This is a genomic window from Pantoea sp. X-Soil-YNGN-775 (genome assembly GCF_059730575.1).
On record NZ_AP035945.1, the window covers coordinates 915,754 to 931,645 of the forward strand.

18 protein-coding genes are annotated in these 15,892 nt (G+C 58.3%); 14 read left to right on the forward strand and 4 right to left on the reverse strand.

What is annotated here, in order from left to right; all coding sequences use genetic code 11:
* Positions 1–165: 165 nt before the first annotated feature.
* The 4 genes from AC6I8I_RS04140 (at position 166) to AC6I8I_RS04155 (ending at position 2,918) form a co-directional block, all read left to right on the forward strand.
* Positions 166–312: a hypothetical protein gene (locus tag AC6I8I_RS04140; protein ID WP_312056862.1), complete on the forward strand. Its 147-nt coding sequence runs from the start codon at positions 166–168 to the stop codon at positions 310–312.
* A 206-nt stretch (positions 313–518) separates the two neighbouring features.
* A complete protein-coding gene (gene iraP, locus AC6I8I_RS04145; RefSeq protein WP_312056860.1) occupies positions 519–770 on the forward strand; it encodes an anti-adapter protein IraP in 252 nt (83 codons plus the stop codon).
* A 114-nt stretch (positions 771–884) separates the two neighbouring features.
* Positions 885–1,187, forward strand: a complete 303-nt coding sequence (locus tag AC6I8I_RS04150) for a PsiF family protein (protein WP_312056859.1) — start codon at positions 885–887, stop codon at positions 1,185–1,187.
* Between the two features lie 204 nt (positions 1,188–1,391).
* Positions 1,392–2,918: an FAD-dependent oxidoreductase gene (locus tag AC6I8I_RS04155; RefSeq protein ID WP_497828353.1), complete on the forward strand. Its 1,527-nt coding sequence runs from the start codon at positions 1,392–1,394 to the stop codon at positions 2,916–2,918.
* A 66-nt stretch (positions 2,919–2,984) separates the two neighbouring features.
* Here AC6I8I_RS04155 and proC read toward each other — a convergent pair whose 3' ends face one another.
* Positions 2,985–3,797 (reverse strand): pyrroline-5-carboxylate reductase, encoded by an 813-nt coding sequence (gene proC / locus AC6I8I_RS04160; protein WP_312056855.1) that lies wholly within the window; start codon positions 3,795–3,797, stop codon positions 2,985–2,987.
* 168 nt (positions 3,798–3,965) lie between these two features.
* On the opposite strand from proC, the gene AC6I8I_RS04165 reads away from it, so the two are divergent.
* On the forward strand, positions 3,966–4,415 hold the full coding sequence (locus AC6I8I_RS04165) for a YaiI/YqxD family protein (RefSeq protein ID WP_031377593.1): 450 nt from the start codon (positions 3,966–3,968) through the stop codon (positions 4,413–4,415).
* A 2-nt stretch (positions 4,416–4,417) separates the two neighbouring features.
* Here the strand turns inward: AC6I8I_RS04165 and AC6I8I_RS04170 are convergent, their stop codons facing one another.
* On the reverse strand, positions 4,418–5,092 hold the full coding sequence (locus AC6I8I_RS04170) for a DUF2076 domain-containing protein (protein ID WP_497819681.1): 675 nt from the start codon (positions 5,090–5,092) through the stop codon (positions 4,418–4,420).
* A 282-nt stretch (positions 5,093–5,374) separates the two neighbouring features.
* Here AC6I8I_RS04170 and aroL point away from each other — a divergent pair, with 282 nt between their 5' ends.
* The 7 genes from aroL to ppnP all read left to right on the forward strand — a co-directional run bounded on the left by aroL (position 5,375) and on the right by ppnP (position 11,075).
* Positions 5,375–5,899, forward strand: coding sequence for a shikimate kinase AroL (gene aroL / locus AC6I8I_RS04175; protein WP_312056851.1), 525 nt, complete (start codon positions 5,375–5,377; stop codon positions 5,897–5,899).
* Between the two features lie 111 nt (positions 5,900–6,010).
* Positions 6,011–6,202, forward strand: coding sequence for a YaiA family protein (locus AC6I8I_RS04180; protein WP_031377596.1), 192 nt, complete (start codon positions 6,011–6,013; stop codon positions 6,200–6,202).
* 273 nt (positions 6,203–6,475) lie between these two features.
* Positions 6,476–7,228, forward strand: coding sequence for an IclR family transcriptional regulator (locus AC6I8I_RS04185; RefSeq protein ID WP_312056848.1), 753 nt, complete (start codon positions 6,476–6,478; stop codon positions 7,226–7,228).
* 277 nt (positions 7,229–7,505) lie between these two features.
* Positions 7,506–9,065, forward strand: coding sequence for an OPT/YSL family transporter (locus AC6I8I_RS04190; protein WP_312758324.1), 1,560 nt, complete (start codon positions 7,506–7,508; stop codon positions 9,063–9,065).
* A 13-nt stretch (positions 9,066–9,078) separates the two neighbouring features.
* Positions 9,079–10,011 (forward strand): DUF1177 domain-containing protein, encoded by a 933-nt coding sequence (locus AC6I8I_RS04195; protein WP_312758322.1) that lies wholly within the window; start codon positions 9,079–9,081, stop codon positions 10,009–10,011.
* A 1-nt stretch (position 10,012) separates the two neighbouring features.
* Positions 10,013–10,690: an AroM family protein gene (locus AC6I8I_RS04200; protein ID WP_312056842.1), complete on the forward strand. Its 678-nt coding sequence runs from the start codon at positions 10,013–10,015 to the stop codon at positions 10,688–10,690.
* A 94-nt stretch (positions 10,691–10,784) separates the two neighbouring features.
* Positions 10,785–11,075 carry a pyrimidine/purine nucleoside phosphorylase gene (ppnP, locus tag AC6I8I_RS04205; RefSeq protein WP_031377601.1) on the forward strand — a complete coding sequence of 97 codons (291 nt, stop codon included), beginning with the start codon at positions 10,785–10,787 and terminating at the stop codon, positions 11,073–11,075.
* Between the two features lie 45 nt (positions 11,076–11,120).
* Here ppnP and rdgC read toward each other — a convergent pair whose 3' ends face one another.
* Entirely contained in the window at positions 11,121–12,032 is a 912-nt protein-coding gene (gene rdgC, locus AC6I8I_RS04210) for a recombination-associated protein RdgC (RefSeq protein WP_312758320.1), read from the reverse strand.
* Between the two features lie 146 nt (positions 12,033–12,178).
* Here rdgC and mak point away from each other — a divergent pair, with 146 nt between their 5' ends.
* A complete protein-coding gene (gene mak, locus AC6I8I_RS04215) occupies positions 12,179–13,090 on the forward strand; it encodes a fructokinase (protein WP_031377603.1) in 912 nt (303 codons plus the stop codon).
* A 28-nt stretch (positions 13,091–13,118) separates the two neighbouring features.
* Here mak and eat read toward each other — a convergent pair whose 3' ends face one another.
* Positions 13,119–14,483, reverse strand: coding sequence for an ethanolamine permease (eat, locus tag AC6I8I_RS04220; RefSeq protein ID WP_312758318.1), 1,365 nt, complete (start codon positions 14,481–14,483; stop codon positions 13,119–13,121).
* A 258-nt stretch (positions 14,484–14,741) separates the two neighbouring features.
* Between eat and AC6I8I_RS04225 the strand changes: the two genes are divergently transcribed.
* Positions 14,742–15,746, forward strand: coding sequence for a phosphotransferase enzyme family protein (locus tag AC6I8I_RS04225; protein WP_497828354.1), 1,005 nt, complete (start codon positions 14,742–14,744; stop codon positions 15,744–15,746).
* The last annotated feature ends 146 nt before the right edge of the window (positions 15,747–15,892 follow it).

The window sequence follows — 15,892 nt, forward strand, 5'->3', positions numbered from 1 at the left end:
TGCGCCCGAAAGGCCGGCAGATGTTGAGATTGTGACGTCGTACTGGCTGTAAAGCGTTAAGCCTGGTCAGCAAAGATGAATAGCCGCCCGATACGGAGGATTCTCACTTGTCGGCCTGTTGGCGTCTCCCTACACTCAGCCCGGTTTCTTCATCCTGAGGTTGATATGGTACGACTGATTAAGCTGACTGCCGTTGTGGCATTGGTTACCGCGCTGAGCGGATGTATTTTCCCTCCTCCGGGCGGCGGTGGGGGTGGTGGCTGGGGTGGACACGGCGGTGGACCAGGCCGCGGTTTTGTCGATCCGCGTTAACCCATAACGGGCAGTTTCAGGCGGGCGAAACGTTACGCGACGGCACTTTTCGCTGGCAAAACGTTTCGCCTGCATCAACAGCCCGCAACGGGAAATGCGCACGCCACGTGCCATAGGTTAACTGCCTGACAAAAGAGGGATTACCCTCTGTTTTTTTTATTTCACCAATGCTAATTTCTGCTTTTCTTCTCTGCTGAGATCGCAGCATGAAAAACCTGATTGCTGAACTACTGGTTAAACTGGCTGAAAAAGAAGAGGCGTCAAAAGAACAGGTCGCTCAGATTGAGGCGCTGGAAATCGTGGTCACCGCGCTGGTGCGCAAGCTGGATCCGCAGCAGCATCAGGCTATTACCTCCAGCATTGAAACGGCAATGGACAATGCTGCCGACGCCAGTGATGAAAACGCCGTGCTGCTGCGTAATCACATTGACAGGCTGCTCAGGCACCCGCGCGTCTGATTGCGTGTGCGCTGGCCTGATTTGCGATCCTGGCAGCAGTTCCGCCTGAAATTCCCCCGCTTTGCTTAATCACTGCCAGAATCAGAATGGCGAACTCACAATGGAGAAGAAGCGATGAAAATCGGTTTAACGGCGATGGTGATGGCGGGCCTGCTGGTCAGCGGTGTTGCCAGCGCGGCGGATAAAACGCCGCAGCAGGAGAAGATGTCGATGTGTAATCAGCATGCCAGCTCACAAAACCTCAAAGGCGATGCCCGTAAAAGCTTTATGAGTGACTGTCTGAAGAAAGACAGCAAGCTGTCGGGCATGTCGCCTCAGCAGATGAAAATGAAAACCTGCAACAGCGAAGCCGGAAATAAACAGCTTGCGGGCGATGCCCGAAAGACCTTTATGAGTCAGTGCCTGAAAAAAAGCTGACGCCTGCCGGCCACCCGGGTGGCCGCCTTTTGCTTGCCGCCTTCGGTGATTAAATTTCCTGATAAATCAGTTCGATAACCGCCTCGTTAACATTCCGACATGAGCCGTGCGATTCCTTTGCCACACTTACTGTTTGTAGGGGTTTGTGCAGCAGCGGATATTTTGCTGCGCATCCGATAACCAGAACGCAAAAGGAGCCATGTCGTGAACTATCAATTTACCGTTGCCCTGAACGAGTTGCCACAGCGTCAGCCGGTTAAAAAAAAACTGGGTGAGGTGGAGATATTGCTGATCCGGGACGGAGAGAGTGTGCGTGCTTACCAGGCGAAATGTCCCCATGCTGGCGCACCGCTTGAGCAGGGCGCTATCTGCGGCGATCGGCTGGTCTGCCCGTGGCATAAAGCGGCGTTCGATCTGGCGGATGGCAGAATGTGTGAACCGCTGGCGCTGGCCGATCTGAAGCAGTATCCGCTGCGGATTGAAAACGGCAACGTGCTGGTGAACCCTAAAGCGATGTCGCCTGCTGCGCCGATTGGCAGCGGGGCAAGCGCGCCGGTTTTCGTGGTGCTGGGCGGCGGGGCGGCCGGCAGTGCCGCGCTGTGGCGGCTGCGTCATGAGGGCTTTAAGGGCCGGCTGGTTCTGGTCGAACGCGAGCAGGATGCCCCATACGACCGGACGGCGCTGACCAAATTTGTGCCCTCCGGCAAGATGGATATCAGCGAGGTGCCGCAGCTGCTGAAAGAGGATGTGATGGATCACGTTGAGCGCATCACCGCCACCGTCACCCGGCTCGACAGCCAGCAGCAGCGGCTGATTTTCGACAATGGCGAGTCACTGTCGTTCGACAAATTATTGATCGCCAGCGGGGCGACGCCGGTGCTTCCTGACCTGCCAGGCAGCGATCTGGCTGGCGTATATTTGCTGCGCAGTAAAGATCAGACCGACGCACTATTGAAAGCGGTGGATGCCAGCCAGCAAATCGTGATCGTCGGCAACAGCTTCATCGGCACCGAAATGGCTTCGGCGCTGCGTAATCGAAATATCGACGTCACGGTGATTGCCCGCCAGCCGCTGCCGTTTGTGAAACAGTTCGGTGAACAGATTGGCCGCTATTTTTTACAGCTACATCAGGAAAATGGCGTCAAATGGGTTCACGGCGAGATCGAGGCGTTGCAGGGCGACAAACATGTCACCGCGGTGCGGCTGAAAGGGGGGCAACAGCTGGCGGCTGATGTGGTGTTGTTTGCCACCGGCGTAAAACCGGCTACGCCGTTTATCCATGACTTACCGCTCGCTGAGGATGGCAGCCTGCAGGCGGATACTCAGCTGCGGGTGGCAGAAAACATCTGGGTTGCCGGTGATATCGCCACCTGGCCCGCCGCGCAGGGACCGTTACGCATTGAGCACTACCGTGTGGCGCACCAGCAGGGACAGACGGCGGCGCGCAATATGCTGGATCAGGCGGTGCACTATGACCGTGTGCCGTTCTTCTGGACCACCCAATATGGCACGCGCTATGAATATCTGGGCCATGCCGCCGAATGGGATGAGTACCAACTGCTTGGCTCGCCGGCGGATAAAACGTTTATCGCGTTTTATGGGCAGCAGGGGCAACTGGCCGCGGTCTGCTCATGCGGTCTCTACACCCTGACCGCGGAACTGATCGAACGTATGCAGCAGCCGATGACGGTGGCGCAGGCGGTGGCGCTTTATCAGGCGCAGCAGAAGTGATCTGAGGTGCGAAAAGAGCAGAGCAGGCGCTGGCCTGCTCTGTTGGTATGGCGTTAACTTACGGCCTTAACTGCGGCTGAGCTTTTCTGATTTCGCCATGCACTGCTGCATCGCTTCGATAACCGCCGAGCGCAGTCCTTTCTCTTCCAGCACCTTTACCGCTTCAATCGTGGTCCCGCCAGGCGAGCAGACCATATCTTTCAGCTCAGCTGGATGTTTACCTGTAGTCAGCACCATCTGCGCGGCACCTTTCACTGCCTGAGCCGCAAACTGGTACGCCTGGGCACGCGGCATCCCGCCGGCCACTGCGGCATCGGCCATCGCTTCAATAAACATAAACACGTAGGCGGGGGCAGAACCGCTGACGCCGACCACCGAATGGATCAGGTATTCTTCCACCACGGCGGCTTTGCCGAAGCTTTCAAAAATCGCCACCACCTCATCGGTTTCACTCTGTTCAACCAGCGCGTTAGGGGTGACAGAGGTCATGCCTTCACTCACCAGCGACGGAGTATTCGGCATCGCCCGGATAATTTTACGATCGTAACCCAGCACCGACGAGAGTGAATCCAGCGTCACTCCGGCGGCAATGGAAACCACCAGCGCCTCTTTTTTCAGGCTGCCGGTCAGATCCTTGAGAATTTTGAGGATGACGTTGGGTTTCACCGCGCCAAACAGGATATCGACCTCGCGTGCCATCGCCTCTGCGCTCTCGGCGGCGTTAATGCCGTACTGCTCAGCCAGCGCCTGGTTAGTCTCGGGTTTACGATCGAAAACCGAGATATCAGACGGCGCGATTTTGCCACTGTTGACCAGTCCGCCAATAATGGCCTTTGCCATGTTGCCACCGCCGATAAATCCAATTTTCTTTGCCAGCATCGCCGTCTCCTTAGTCATTGTTCGCTGTTCTGTGCGGGTTAGCTTACTTCAGCCAGCCTGAATAACAAGTCAGCCGCGTTCAGGCCGGTCAGCGAGCTGCAAATAAAATTTGCCATTGCGCAGGAGTGCGGCAAGATCGGGGCTTATCTCCGATAAGAAGGAATCATGATGGCTATCTGGGTCGATGCTGACGCCTGTCCGAATGTGATCAAAGAGGTGCTGTACCGCGCTGCGGACCGCACGGCGACCACCGTGACCTTTGTCGCGAACCAGTTTCTGCGCGTGCCGTCTTCGCCCTATCTGCGCACGCTGCAGGTGCCGGCGGGGTTTGACGTGGCGGATAATGAAATTGTCCGACGGGCACAGCCGGGCGATCTGGTGATCACGGCGGATATCCCGCTGGCGGCGGAAGTGATTGAAAAGGGGGCGGCGGCGCTTAATCCACGCGGCGAACGCTACTCACCGGCCACCATTCGTGAACGGCTGACGATGCGCGATTTTATGGATACCCTGCGGGCTAGTGGGGTGCAGACCGGCGGCCCCGCGGCGATGAATCCGCGTGACCGCCAGCAATTTGCTAATGAGCTGGACAGCTGGCTCAGGCAGCAGAAACGCTAAAATCAGACGAAGCTGTCGTCGTCATAATCGTTGCCGCCAAAATCGTTGAGATCGCCGTTGTCGGCGAAGCCGTTATCCCAGCCGGCGTTCTGATCGAGGAAGCTGTTGTCATCACCGCCGTTAAAGGTGTTGAGGTTGTCATTCACCTCCGGTAGCGGTGGCTCATTAATGATGTTCACAATCTCTTCCGGCTGGGAATGATGGAACATGCTGGTCAGCATATCCGCCATCACCACACCGCCCGCGACGCCCACTGCGGTTTGCAGCGCACCGCCAAGGAAGCCCGTGCCGCGTGGGGCCGGGGCATTAGCATACTGCGGTGGCTGGGCAGGCTGCTGAGGCGCACTGTTCCACGCCGGCTGCTGCTGAGCAGGCGGCTGCTGGCGCGATCCGCTGCCAAATAAGCCCGACAGAAATCCACCGCTGCTCTGCGCTGGCTGCTGCTGCTGCTGTTGTGCCAGGCGGCTCTCCAGCTCGCTCACCCGCTCATTCAGTTTCTTCAGCGCCGCTTCCTGAATCAAAATCGCCTGCGCCATGTAGTAGGGCGCGCCCGGCTGTGCCTGCAGGTGCTGGTTAATCAGTTGTTCGGCGGCGGCATCGCGTGCCGCAGTCTGGCTTTCTGCCTGTTTCAGACGGCTGAATAGCCCTTCAATCAGTTGTTGTTCTTCGCGTTGCATGGTGACTCTCCTGTTGCGACTGTGATCAGTATATGGGGGCGGCAAGCTGCAAAGTAAAATTGAGGCGGTAAGCAAATGTTGCGGAGGTAACCGGATGCCGCTGATGCACAAAACGTGCATGGTTTTCACATTGAAAATAAAGGAATTATCCGAAGTTTGTCGGGGATGGTGCGCAAATCATGCTTGATGGGTAGAGGCAAAAAAGATTTCCAGTTATCATGCGTCGCATTATTGAGCTAAACATGCAGCCGCAGCACGCGGCCAGGCGGAGGAACGGCCCTGATGTCTCTACCCATCTTTTTGATTGGCGCACGCGGTTGCGGCAAAACCACTGTCGGCAAAGCGTTGTCGCAGGCGCTGGGCTACGCCTTCTGCGATACCGATCATCACCTGCAACTGACGACGCAACGCAGCGTGGCGGAAATTGTTGCGGCTGAAGGCTGGGAAGGCTTCCGCGCCCGTGAAACCGAATCGCTGCAGGCGGTTACCGCGCCGTTGACGGTGATTGCCACCGGCGGCGGCATGGTACTGGCAGAACACAACTGCCGCTTTATGCAGGAGCAGGGCCGCGTTATCTGGCTCAGCGCCTCACCTGATGTGCTGGCAGAGCGGCTGGAGAGTCAGCCGGAAACCGCACAGCGACCGACCTTAACCGGACGCCCTATCGCTGACGAGATGGAAGAAGTGCTGCGTGAGCGCGCGCATTTATACCGCGCGGCGGCCCATCATCAGGTTAATGCCATGCAGTCGCCCGACGGCGTGGTTGATGAAATCCTGCACTCTCTGTCACTGGCGCGCGCCAGCTAACCCTCAGATTTTTCCCGCTTTGATCCCGCTTCGGGCGCCGTTGTCTATACTTACTGTCTGGCAGGCATTAGCCTGTCTCACAGAGAGTTATTCAGCCAGGAGGGATACCGTATGCCGACCAGACCACCCTATCCACGTGAAGCGCGCATTGTGCCGGTTGAAAAGGGCACCGAAGCCAACAAAGTGACGTCGTACGAACTGCGTGCTGACCATCCTAAACCGAATTCGTTAATCAGTGAGCATGAAACGGAAGAGGAAGCGCGTGACGCCAAACTGCGTTATGAAGACGTCGAAAAAGAGTAAAACGTTGCCGCTGGCAGGGACGCCAGCCTGTAAGCCCGCCGACCCGACCTTCAATTCTGTGCAAATTTCCTGCTGAACCCGGTTTTGCATTGATTTCTGTCCTGCCCGATCGCCTCATCGCCAGATAAAGGCCCGCTAATCATTTCACTGCCCGTATTTTGTCCGCTTGCCAATTACCCGGGCTAAAAATTGTGACTTGACCGATTCAGCGCAACGCTTTATTTTCGACTTATCCGATTCAGGAACTCAGTTCCATATAGTGAAACTCGCAGCATGACCACACTCGAAAACGCCGCCGCAGTACTCAGACTGTTCCAGCAAAAAGGCGTGACGCAGGGCCATGTCGGCCTGACGTTTAGTGAGGTGGTTGAGGCATTAACGCTGCCAAAGAGCACCGTTTCGCGTCTGCTGGCGACGATGGAAAGTCAGGGGTTGCTGGAGCGGGATGCCGAAACGCGCGGCTATCATATTGGGCGCGTACTGCTGGCCGCCGCCGGGCATTATCTCTCGGCACCGCTGGTCGATAGCGTTTCTGCCGCGATGATCAGGCTGGCTGAAAGCACCGGCTGCATGGGATATGTCTCTAAGCTGGCCGGGCGCGAAATATTAGTCATGCGCATGTATCACGGTCGCCATTTCACCCAGATGGTGACACCGCCAGGCAGCCGGATGCCCGCTGCCGCAACCTCTACCGGCCGGGCGCTGTTAGCCCGGTTGAGCGATGAAGAGGTGCAGGCGCGCTACCGTGATGACTGGCAGGTCGTTTCAGCTAATTCGCCGCAAACGCCCGACGCACTGTGTGCCAGACTGGCTGAAGTGCGTCAGCACGGCTGGTCGCTGGCTCGCAATGAAACCTTGCCTGGCATCAGTTCGCTGTCAGTCATCGTGCACAACAAACATCATGGCGAAACGGTGGCGCTCTGCCTGTCGTTTCTGTCGCAGGAGACTGAGCCGGGCTACCCGCCAGCACTGCTTGATGCCTTACGCGCTACCGCCGCAGAGATGGCTGGGAAATTCGGCGCGTAACGTCACAACGATTTTATCGGCGTAATATTTCGCCACACCAGGGAAAAACAAAGGCCTTCGGGCCTTTTTCTTTTAATCTGACCGTCACTCTTTACGCAGCGCTTCGGTTGTCTGTGCGGGCCTCCCCACGTCTCAGGGGCGTTGCCGGGACGGTACGCACACGCTGGCTGCTGCCGCAACGATTCAGCGTGTCAGATCAGTGAAATATAACAACGACGTAAGCCTGCGGGCTGGCAAAACGTTATTTCATTTCGTCTGGGAAGGGAGAGGGGAATAGATGGAACGGGTCAATCCGATTAAGCACGCTGGCGTTGCGCTGGTTTTAATTTTTCTGTCAATTGCGGGTGCCATTATTGGCATTCAGTTGATCACCACCATTGGGGTGACGCCCAATACCTCAATTATCGGTGCGCTGTTTGCGATGTTACTGGCGCGCATTCCACTGCAGGCATTTCGCCGCTATCGCTCAATAGAGATTCAGAACCTGGCGCAGACCGCCATCTCCTCGGCTACCTTCGGTGCTGCTAACAGCTTACTGATGCCAATTGCTGTCCCATGGGCGCTGGGCGAGCCACAGCTGGTGCTGCCGCTGTTCTGTGGCGTCAGTGCCGCCATGCTGCTGGATGCCTGGCTGCTCTATCGGCTGTTTGATACCCGCGTCTTCCCGGCCAGCAATGCCTGGCCGCCGGGCGTCGCGGCTGCAGAAGCGATTAAGGCGGGCGATAAAGGCGGACGTCAGGCCTGGCTGCTGGTGATGGGCATTGTGGGCGGCATCGTCGGCGCGATGCTGAAGATTCCGATGTCCGCCTTTGGCACCGCGTTTATCGGCAACATCTGGGCGCTGTCGATGCTGGGCATTGGCTTCCTGCTGCGCGCCTATGCCCAGCCGGTGGCCGGCATTGATATTAACGCGCTCTATATTCCTCATGGCGTTATGGTCGGGGCCGGACTGGTGGCGCTGATTCAGGTGGTAATGGTGATCCGCAGCCGCAAAAATGACGCGCTGGTGGTCAGCCGTAACGGCAATGAAGTGCAGCGGGCGCTGGGACTGGGCAGTGCGGGCTATATCATTATTTCGGCGCTGCTGGCGCTGGCTGGCGGCTTGTGGAGTGAGATGGGGCTGGCCATGCTGCTGCTGTTTATTCTCTACGCCGCCTTTGCCGCCTTCGTTCACGAACTGATTGTCGGCATTGCTGCCATGCACTCCGGCTGGTTTCCAGCCTTTGCGGTGGCGCTGATCACCCTGATTATCGGTATTTTGATCGGCTTCCCACCGCTGGCGCTCTGCCTGCTGTGCGGCTTTACCGCCGCGACCGGGCCAGCCTTTGCCGATATGGGGTACGACCTCAAGGCGGGCTTTATCCTGCGCGGCAACGGCGCGGATATGCAGCAGGAGCTGTGGGGCCGTCGTATTCAGCTGATCGCCGCGATGATCGCCTTCGTGGTCTCAATTCCGCTGGTCTGGTATGCCCACACGCTGTTCTTCACCGACAATCTGCTGCCACCGGTCGCGCGGGTCTATGCCAAAACTATTCAGGCTGGCGCAGAGCCCGGCATCGCCGGCAACCTGCTGATCTGGGCCATTCCAGGCGCAATTATTCAGCTGATCGGCGGACCAAAACGCCAGCTGGGCGTGCTGTTAGCCACCGGTTTATTGATTAACAACGCCATGGCCGGCTGGGCGGTGGTGGTGGGTATCGCGCTGCGTATCGTGATCATTCGCGTCTGGGGCGAGCGCGGCCGATCGCCGATGGAAGTGATGGCGGCGGGCTTTATTGCCGGCGATGCCCTGTACAGCTTCTTTAATTCGCTGTTTGCCAGCAGCAGTAAGAAATAGCTAAGGATTAACCATGAGTTTACAGCAGACCTTACAGGTTTTTGAGTTACTGGATAGCGCCCTGATTGATGGACAGCAGGTGGTAGACCTGTTCGCCGCGTATCCGCAGGTGGAAGCCAGTTTTAGCCGGGTTACCGGCCCCAAAGGCCGTACCGATTTTATCCGCATCGATATTCCTGGCACCCAGGGCAAAGCCAGTGGCGGCAACGCCCCTACGCTGGGCATTATCGGGCGTCTTGGCGGTATCGGTGCGCGTCCAGGCCGTATCGGCATGGTGTCCGATGCGGACGGGGCCGTGGCGGCGATCGCCAGTGCGCTGAAGCTGGCCCGGATGCAAAGCAATGGCGATCGCCTGAGCGGTGATGTGATTATCACCACCCACATCTGCCCGGATGCGCCGACCCGGCCGCATCAGCCGGTCGATTTTATGGATTCGCCAATTGACGATGTCACCATGAACGATAATGAGGTGATGGCGGGGGTGGATGCGATCCTGTCAATCGACACTACCAAAGGTAACCGCATCATCAACCACAAGGGCTTTGCGCTGTCGCCTACGGTGAAAGAGGGTTACATCCTGCGGGTGTCGGAGGATCTGCTGCGCATTATGGAGATGACTACCGGTCGTCCGGCCGTCACCTTTCCGATTACCACTCAGGACATCACCCCCTACGGCAACGGCATCTATCATCTGAACAGCATTCTGCAACCGTCGACCGCCACTGATGTACCGGTGGTCGGGGTGGCGATCACTGCCGAAACGGTGGTGCCGGGCTGCGGTACCGGTGCCAGTCATGAGGTGGATATCGCCGCTGCGGCGAAATTTGCGGTTGAAGTGGCGAAAGAATTTGGTCGCCAGACCTGCCACTTTTATGACGCTGAAGAATATGCGCGGCTGCTCGCGCTGTATGGCAGCCTGGGACATCTGCGCCAGCGGAATCACTGATATGGCCAAATCTCTGGTCACCCTGACTATTGGTCAGTCACCGCGCAGCGACATTCTGCCGCTGCTGCGCCAGCATCTGCCGGACGACGTTACCGACCATGCTGGCTTGCTGGATGGATTGAGCGCGGCCGACATTGCGGCGCAGTATGCTCCGGCGGCGGGCGAGGCGATCCTGGTTTCCCGGCTGCAGAGCGGTGAGCAGGTGCGGCTGGCGGCACCAAAGGTGGAGCAGGGATTACAGCGCAAAATCAGTGCGCTGGAGCAGGCCGGTTACGACACCATTCTGCTGCTGTGTACCGGCGAGTTCGGTGCCTTACGCACCCGGCGCGCACTGCTGCTGGAGCCAGATCGTATTATCCCGCCGCTGATCGGCGCGCTGGTGCAGCAGCAACGGGTGGGCATTGTGGTGCCGGTAGAGGAGCAGATCGTTGAACAGGCCGGTAAATGGCAGCCGTTACCGACGCCGCCCTGTTTCGCCGTCGCCAGCCCCTATCTGGCTGATGACCAGGTGTTCGCAGCGGCGGCCCGCACCTTGCAGGCTGCTGATGTCGGGCTGGTGGTGCTGGACTGTATTGGCTATCACCAGCAGCATCGGGCCGCGTTGCAGGCGCAGCTTGGCGTACCGGTACTGCTCTCTAACCAGCTGGTGGCCAGACTGGCGGCGGAACTGCTGGGCTGACGTGAGAGATCACAAACGACCATCATTTCGCGTGACAGATCAGCGAGTTCCCTTCTACACTGCCAGACACCTTAATGTGCTGTGAGGAAGTATTATGCTCAACATTAGTGAGTATTTTGACGGAAAAGTTAAATCCATTGGTTTTGACAGTGCGAGCACCGGCCGTGCCAGCGTGGGCGTGATGGCTGAAGGCGAATATACCTTTGGTACTGCTCAGCCGGAAGAGATGACCGTGGTAAGCGGGTCGCTGAAGGTGCTGCTGCCGGGTGAAACCGAGTGGCAATGGTTTGAAGCGGGTTCGGTGTTCAACGTGCCGGGCCACAGCGAATTTCATTTACAGGTTGGCGAACCCAGTTCTTATCTCTGTCGCTACCTGAAAGGATAAAAAAATGGCCGCAATGCGGCCATTTTTTTTCAGGGCTTCGCCAGTTTAACGCTGGGCTTCGCCGCCTAACGCTTCCACCAGGTTGCTGGTCAGCGCAGCCAGTTCGCTGGTCATCAGAATAAAGTCGGCGTCAAAACGCTGAGCAAAATCTTCACGATCAATATCGTCGTTCTGGTCGCGCAGCGTGTCGCTGAACTTCAGGCGTTTGACTGAACCGTCGTCGGCCAGCATAAACTGAATGCGCTCCTGCCAGTCCAGCGCCAGTTTGGTCACCAGCTTGCCCGCTTCGATGTGATTAGCGATCTCATCGCACACCAGATCCTGCTTCTTGCAGCGGATCACGCCGCCATCTTCCAGAATTGCTTTCAGCTCCGCTTCATCCATCAGGGCGAAACCGGCTGGCACCTCGCCAGAGCGCACCCATTCGGTCAGGGTCAGCTCAATCGGGCTTTCCAGCGTCAGCGGCACCACCGGCAGTGAGCCGAGGCTTTTGCGCAGCAGCGCCAGAGTATCTTCCGCTTTTTTGGCACTGGCGCAGTCAACCATAATCAGGTTGTTCACCGTGTCGATCCACAGGTAGGTCTGGCTGAAGCGGCTGAAGGCACGCGGCAGCAGGCTGTGCAGCACTTCATCTTTCAGCGAATCTTTTTCGGTCTTCTTCAGCTTGCGGCTCTGCTCCGCTTCCAGCTTGTCGATTTTCGCTTCCAGCGCCTGTTTTACTACCGGAGACGGCAGGATTTTCTCTTCTTTACGGGCGCAGATGACGATCTGGCCGTTGTTTTCATGCGTCAGTGCATCGCTGCGGTTGCCCATCGGCGGCACCCAGCCGGTTTTGCTCATATCCTGACTGCCACACGGTGAAAAAGTGAAGGCGTCGAGCTGTTTTTCCATCTCGTCTGCGGACAACGGAATGTCACGATTCAGACGATAAACCATCATATTTTTAAACCACAACATCGGGATTCCTTACCGTGGCGCGATCGGGCGCACAAGTCTAACAGAGTCAGCGCGCATGATAGCGAAACATCGGAGTGGTTTCATTGCCTTTCCGGCTGGCGCCTTCTACTGTATGTTCCACCTGAACGAATAATGAGGAATAAACCGTGCGCATAGGCATTGATTTGGGTGGCACCAAGACAGAAGTAATTGCGTTATCGAACGCCGGACAGGAGCTGTTTCGTCACCGGGTCAACACTCCGCGCGATGACTATCAGGCAACGGTTCAGGCGATTGTCGATCTGGTCCGCCTGGCGGAGCAGAAAACCGGGCAGACCGGCACCGTCGGCCTCGGCATTCCCGGCACGATTTCGCCCTACAGCAAGCGGGTAAAAAACGCCAACTCCACCTGGCTCAACGGCCAGCCGCTGGATAAAGATCTGGCGCAGGCGCTGAATCGTGACGTGCGCATCGCCAATGACGCGAATTGTCTCGCCGTTTCTGAGGCGGTCGACGGGGCGGGTGCGGGGCAGCCGCTGGTGTTTGCGGTGATCATTGGCACCGGATCGGGTGCCGGGGTGGCGATCAACGGTCAGTCACGCATCGGCGGTAACGGCAATGCCGGCGAATGGGGCCACAATCCGCTGCCGTGGATGGATGAGGATGAGCTGCGATATCGGCAGGAAGTGCCCTGTTATTGTGGGCAGCAGGGCTGTATTGAAACCTTCGTCTCGGGCACTGGTTTCGCCATCGATTATCAGCGGCTGAGCGGGGTGTCACGTAAAGGTGCGGAGATCGTATCGCTGCTGGCGCAGCAGGATCCGATCGCCGAACTGGCGATGAGCCGTTACGAACTGCGGCTGGCAAAATCGCTGGCGCAGGTGGTGAATCTGATCGATCCGGACGTGATCGTGCTGGGCGGCGGGATGAGCAATGTTGATCGTCTCTATCAGACCGTGCCGACGCTGATGAAAAAATGGGTATTTGGCGGCGAATGCGAAACCCCGGTGCTTAAGGCTCATCACGGCGATTCCAGCGGCGTGCGTGGAGCGGCCTGGCTCTGGCCGCTCAACGACTGATCAGCACCGAATAGCGGGGCGCGCCCTGCTATTCACCCACCAGCATGCTGTCCTGTGGTGCCCGATCGCGCTGGGCTTTGGTCGCAAGGAAGTAGAGATAGCCGACCAGCATAAAGGCGACGAACAGCGCGCCAATGATCGGGTTAAACCACAGCATCGCCAGCAGACAGACCACCGACAACAGCAGGGCGATGCCCGGCACAATCGGGTAGCCGGGCGCACGGAAACTGCGAGCCAGCTCTGGCGCACTGCGGCGCAGCCGGAACAGGCTCAGCATACTCATGATATACATCACAATTGCCCCAAACACCGCCATGGTGATCATCGCTGCCGTTAGCGTCATTCCCTGCAAATTAATAATGCCGTCGCTGTAGATCGCCGCGATCCCCAGTACGCCGCCGGTAATGATGGCGCGGTGCGGGGTCCGGAAGCGTGACAGTTTCGCCAGCCCGGGCGGCAGATAGCCCGCGCGTGCCAGCGCAAAGAACTGACGTGAATAGCCGAGAATGATGCCGTGGAAGCTGGCCACCAGGCCAAACAGGCCGATCCACACCAGCATGTGCATCCAGTTAGAGTGTTCGCCGACAATCATTTTCATCGCCTGCGGCAGCGGATCGTTAATGTCTGACAGTTTGCGCCAGTCGCCCGCGCCGCCTGCCATCAGCATCACGCCGATCGCCAGCACCACCAGCGTCAGAATGCCGCTGATATAGGCGCGAGGAATGGTGCGGGTCGGATCTTTTGCCTCTTCCGCCGCCATTGCAGCCCCCTCAATGGCAAGGAAAAACCAGATGGCGAACGGAATAGCGGCAAAAATACCGGAAAACGCCGGCATACCGAAGCTGTCGCTGCCGGCCCAGCCGTGCGCGGCAAAGTTGGCCAGGCTGAAACCCGGTGACACCACGCCCATAAACACCAGCAGCTCAATCACCGCCAGAACCGTGACCACCAGTTCGAACATCGCCGCCAGTTTCACGCCAACAATGTTGAGCGTCATAAACAGCAGGTAAGCACCGACCGCGGCGGTTTTCGGGTTAAGTGCCGGATACTGCACGTTGAGGTAGGCCCCAATTGCCATCGCAATCGCTGGCGGCGCAAAGACGAACTCAATCAGCGTGGCCAGACCGGCAATCAGCCCGCCGGTTTCACCAAAAGCGCGGCGGCTGTAGGCAAACGGCCCGCCGGCATGCGGAATCGCGGTGGTCAGCTCGGTGAAGCTGAAAATAAAGCAGGTGTAGAGCGTGGCAATCAACGCGGTAGTGACCAGAAAGCCCAGCGTGCCCGCCACCGCCCAGCCGTAACTCCAGCCAAAGTATTCACCTGAGATAACCAGGCCTACCGCGATCCCCCACAGATGCAGGGTGCCCAGAGTGGGCTTGAGTCTGTTTGTCATACTGTTATCCCCGTCGTTGTTGGTGCAGCGCGGCAGTGATACCGCACATCATGGTTTACGCTACAGTGAAGGGATAATGCCGTTGCCTTGCGGGCCGCGACTTGACGTCGGCGCGGTCAATGCTGTCCTCCACGGTCAACTCACAGGCAACAACCGGGCCAGATGCACGCTGCGGTCAACTTTGACTGCTCTGCGGTCAAGCAGCACAGGTTCTGGCAACGCATGCTGAGGTGACGCAAGTGACCAGGAGCCGGACTGATGAGCGCTAAACAATATGACAACCTGACTGATTCCCAACTCACCGCACTGGCGCAGCAGGCGCTGGGCCGTTATCCCGCGGCGCTGCAGGGCACGCTGCGCCTGCTCTGTCGCTCGGAAAATGCCACCTTCCTGCTTCAGGCGGGCGGCAGACGCTATGCGCTGCGGTTGCATCGCGGCGACTACCATCAAAAAGCGGATATTCTTAGCGAACTGCTGTGGCTGGATGCGCTACGTGAAACCGGCATTGTGGTGCCGCAGGCGATAGCCGACCGCCAGGGCGAGCGCGTGCTGACGCTGCGTTTGCCCGATGGCGGCGAGCGCTATGTGGTGCTGTTTCACTGGATTGACGGCGAGATGCCGACTACCGAGGTCGACCCGCGCGCCTTTCAGCAGCTGGGACAGATTACGGCCCGGCTGCATCAGCACAGCAAACAGTGGCAGCCGCCGGCGGGCTTCCAGCGCATCATCTGGGATCACCACACCATGACCAGCGCGCAGAGTCACTGGGGACGCTGGCAGGATGCGCCGCATCTGCATCCTGCCGATCACGCTATCGTCGAGCAGGCGATCGCCCAGGCGGGCGAGGCGCTGGCGCAGTTCGGCAAAGGATCGGATCGTTACGGCCTGATCCACGCCGATCTGCGGCTGACCAATCTGCTGCTGCACAACGGCGAAACCCGGGTGATCGACTTTGATGACTGCGGGATGGGCTGGTATCTGCACGATCTGGCGGCGGCGATCAGTTTTGTTGAGCATCATCCGCGCGCGGCAGAGTGGATCGATCACTGGATCCGCGGTTACGAGCGGGTCTCGCACATCAGCGATCGGGAGATGGCGCTGCTGCCGACGCTGCTGATCCAGCGCCGGATCCAGCTCACCGCCTGGGTAGGATCGCACGCTGAAACCGAAATGGCGCAGAGCCTGGGCAGCGAATGGGCCAGCCACTCGGTGCGACTCTGCCGTCGTTACCTGGAAAGCGAACAGTTGCCGGTGGGCGCCTGATGCACCAGCGGCGGGCGTCAGTGCGCTGCCGCAGTGCTGCCCGCCGGATACCGGCTGGCTAACCGACTGAAACCCGGAAGAATTAAGCTGGTACGGAATTTGCTCGGTCTGACAGTGGGTGATCCCCCTGAATTCTGACTGAGGCG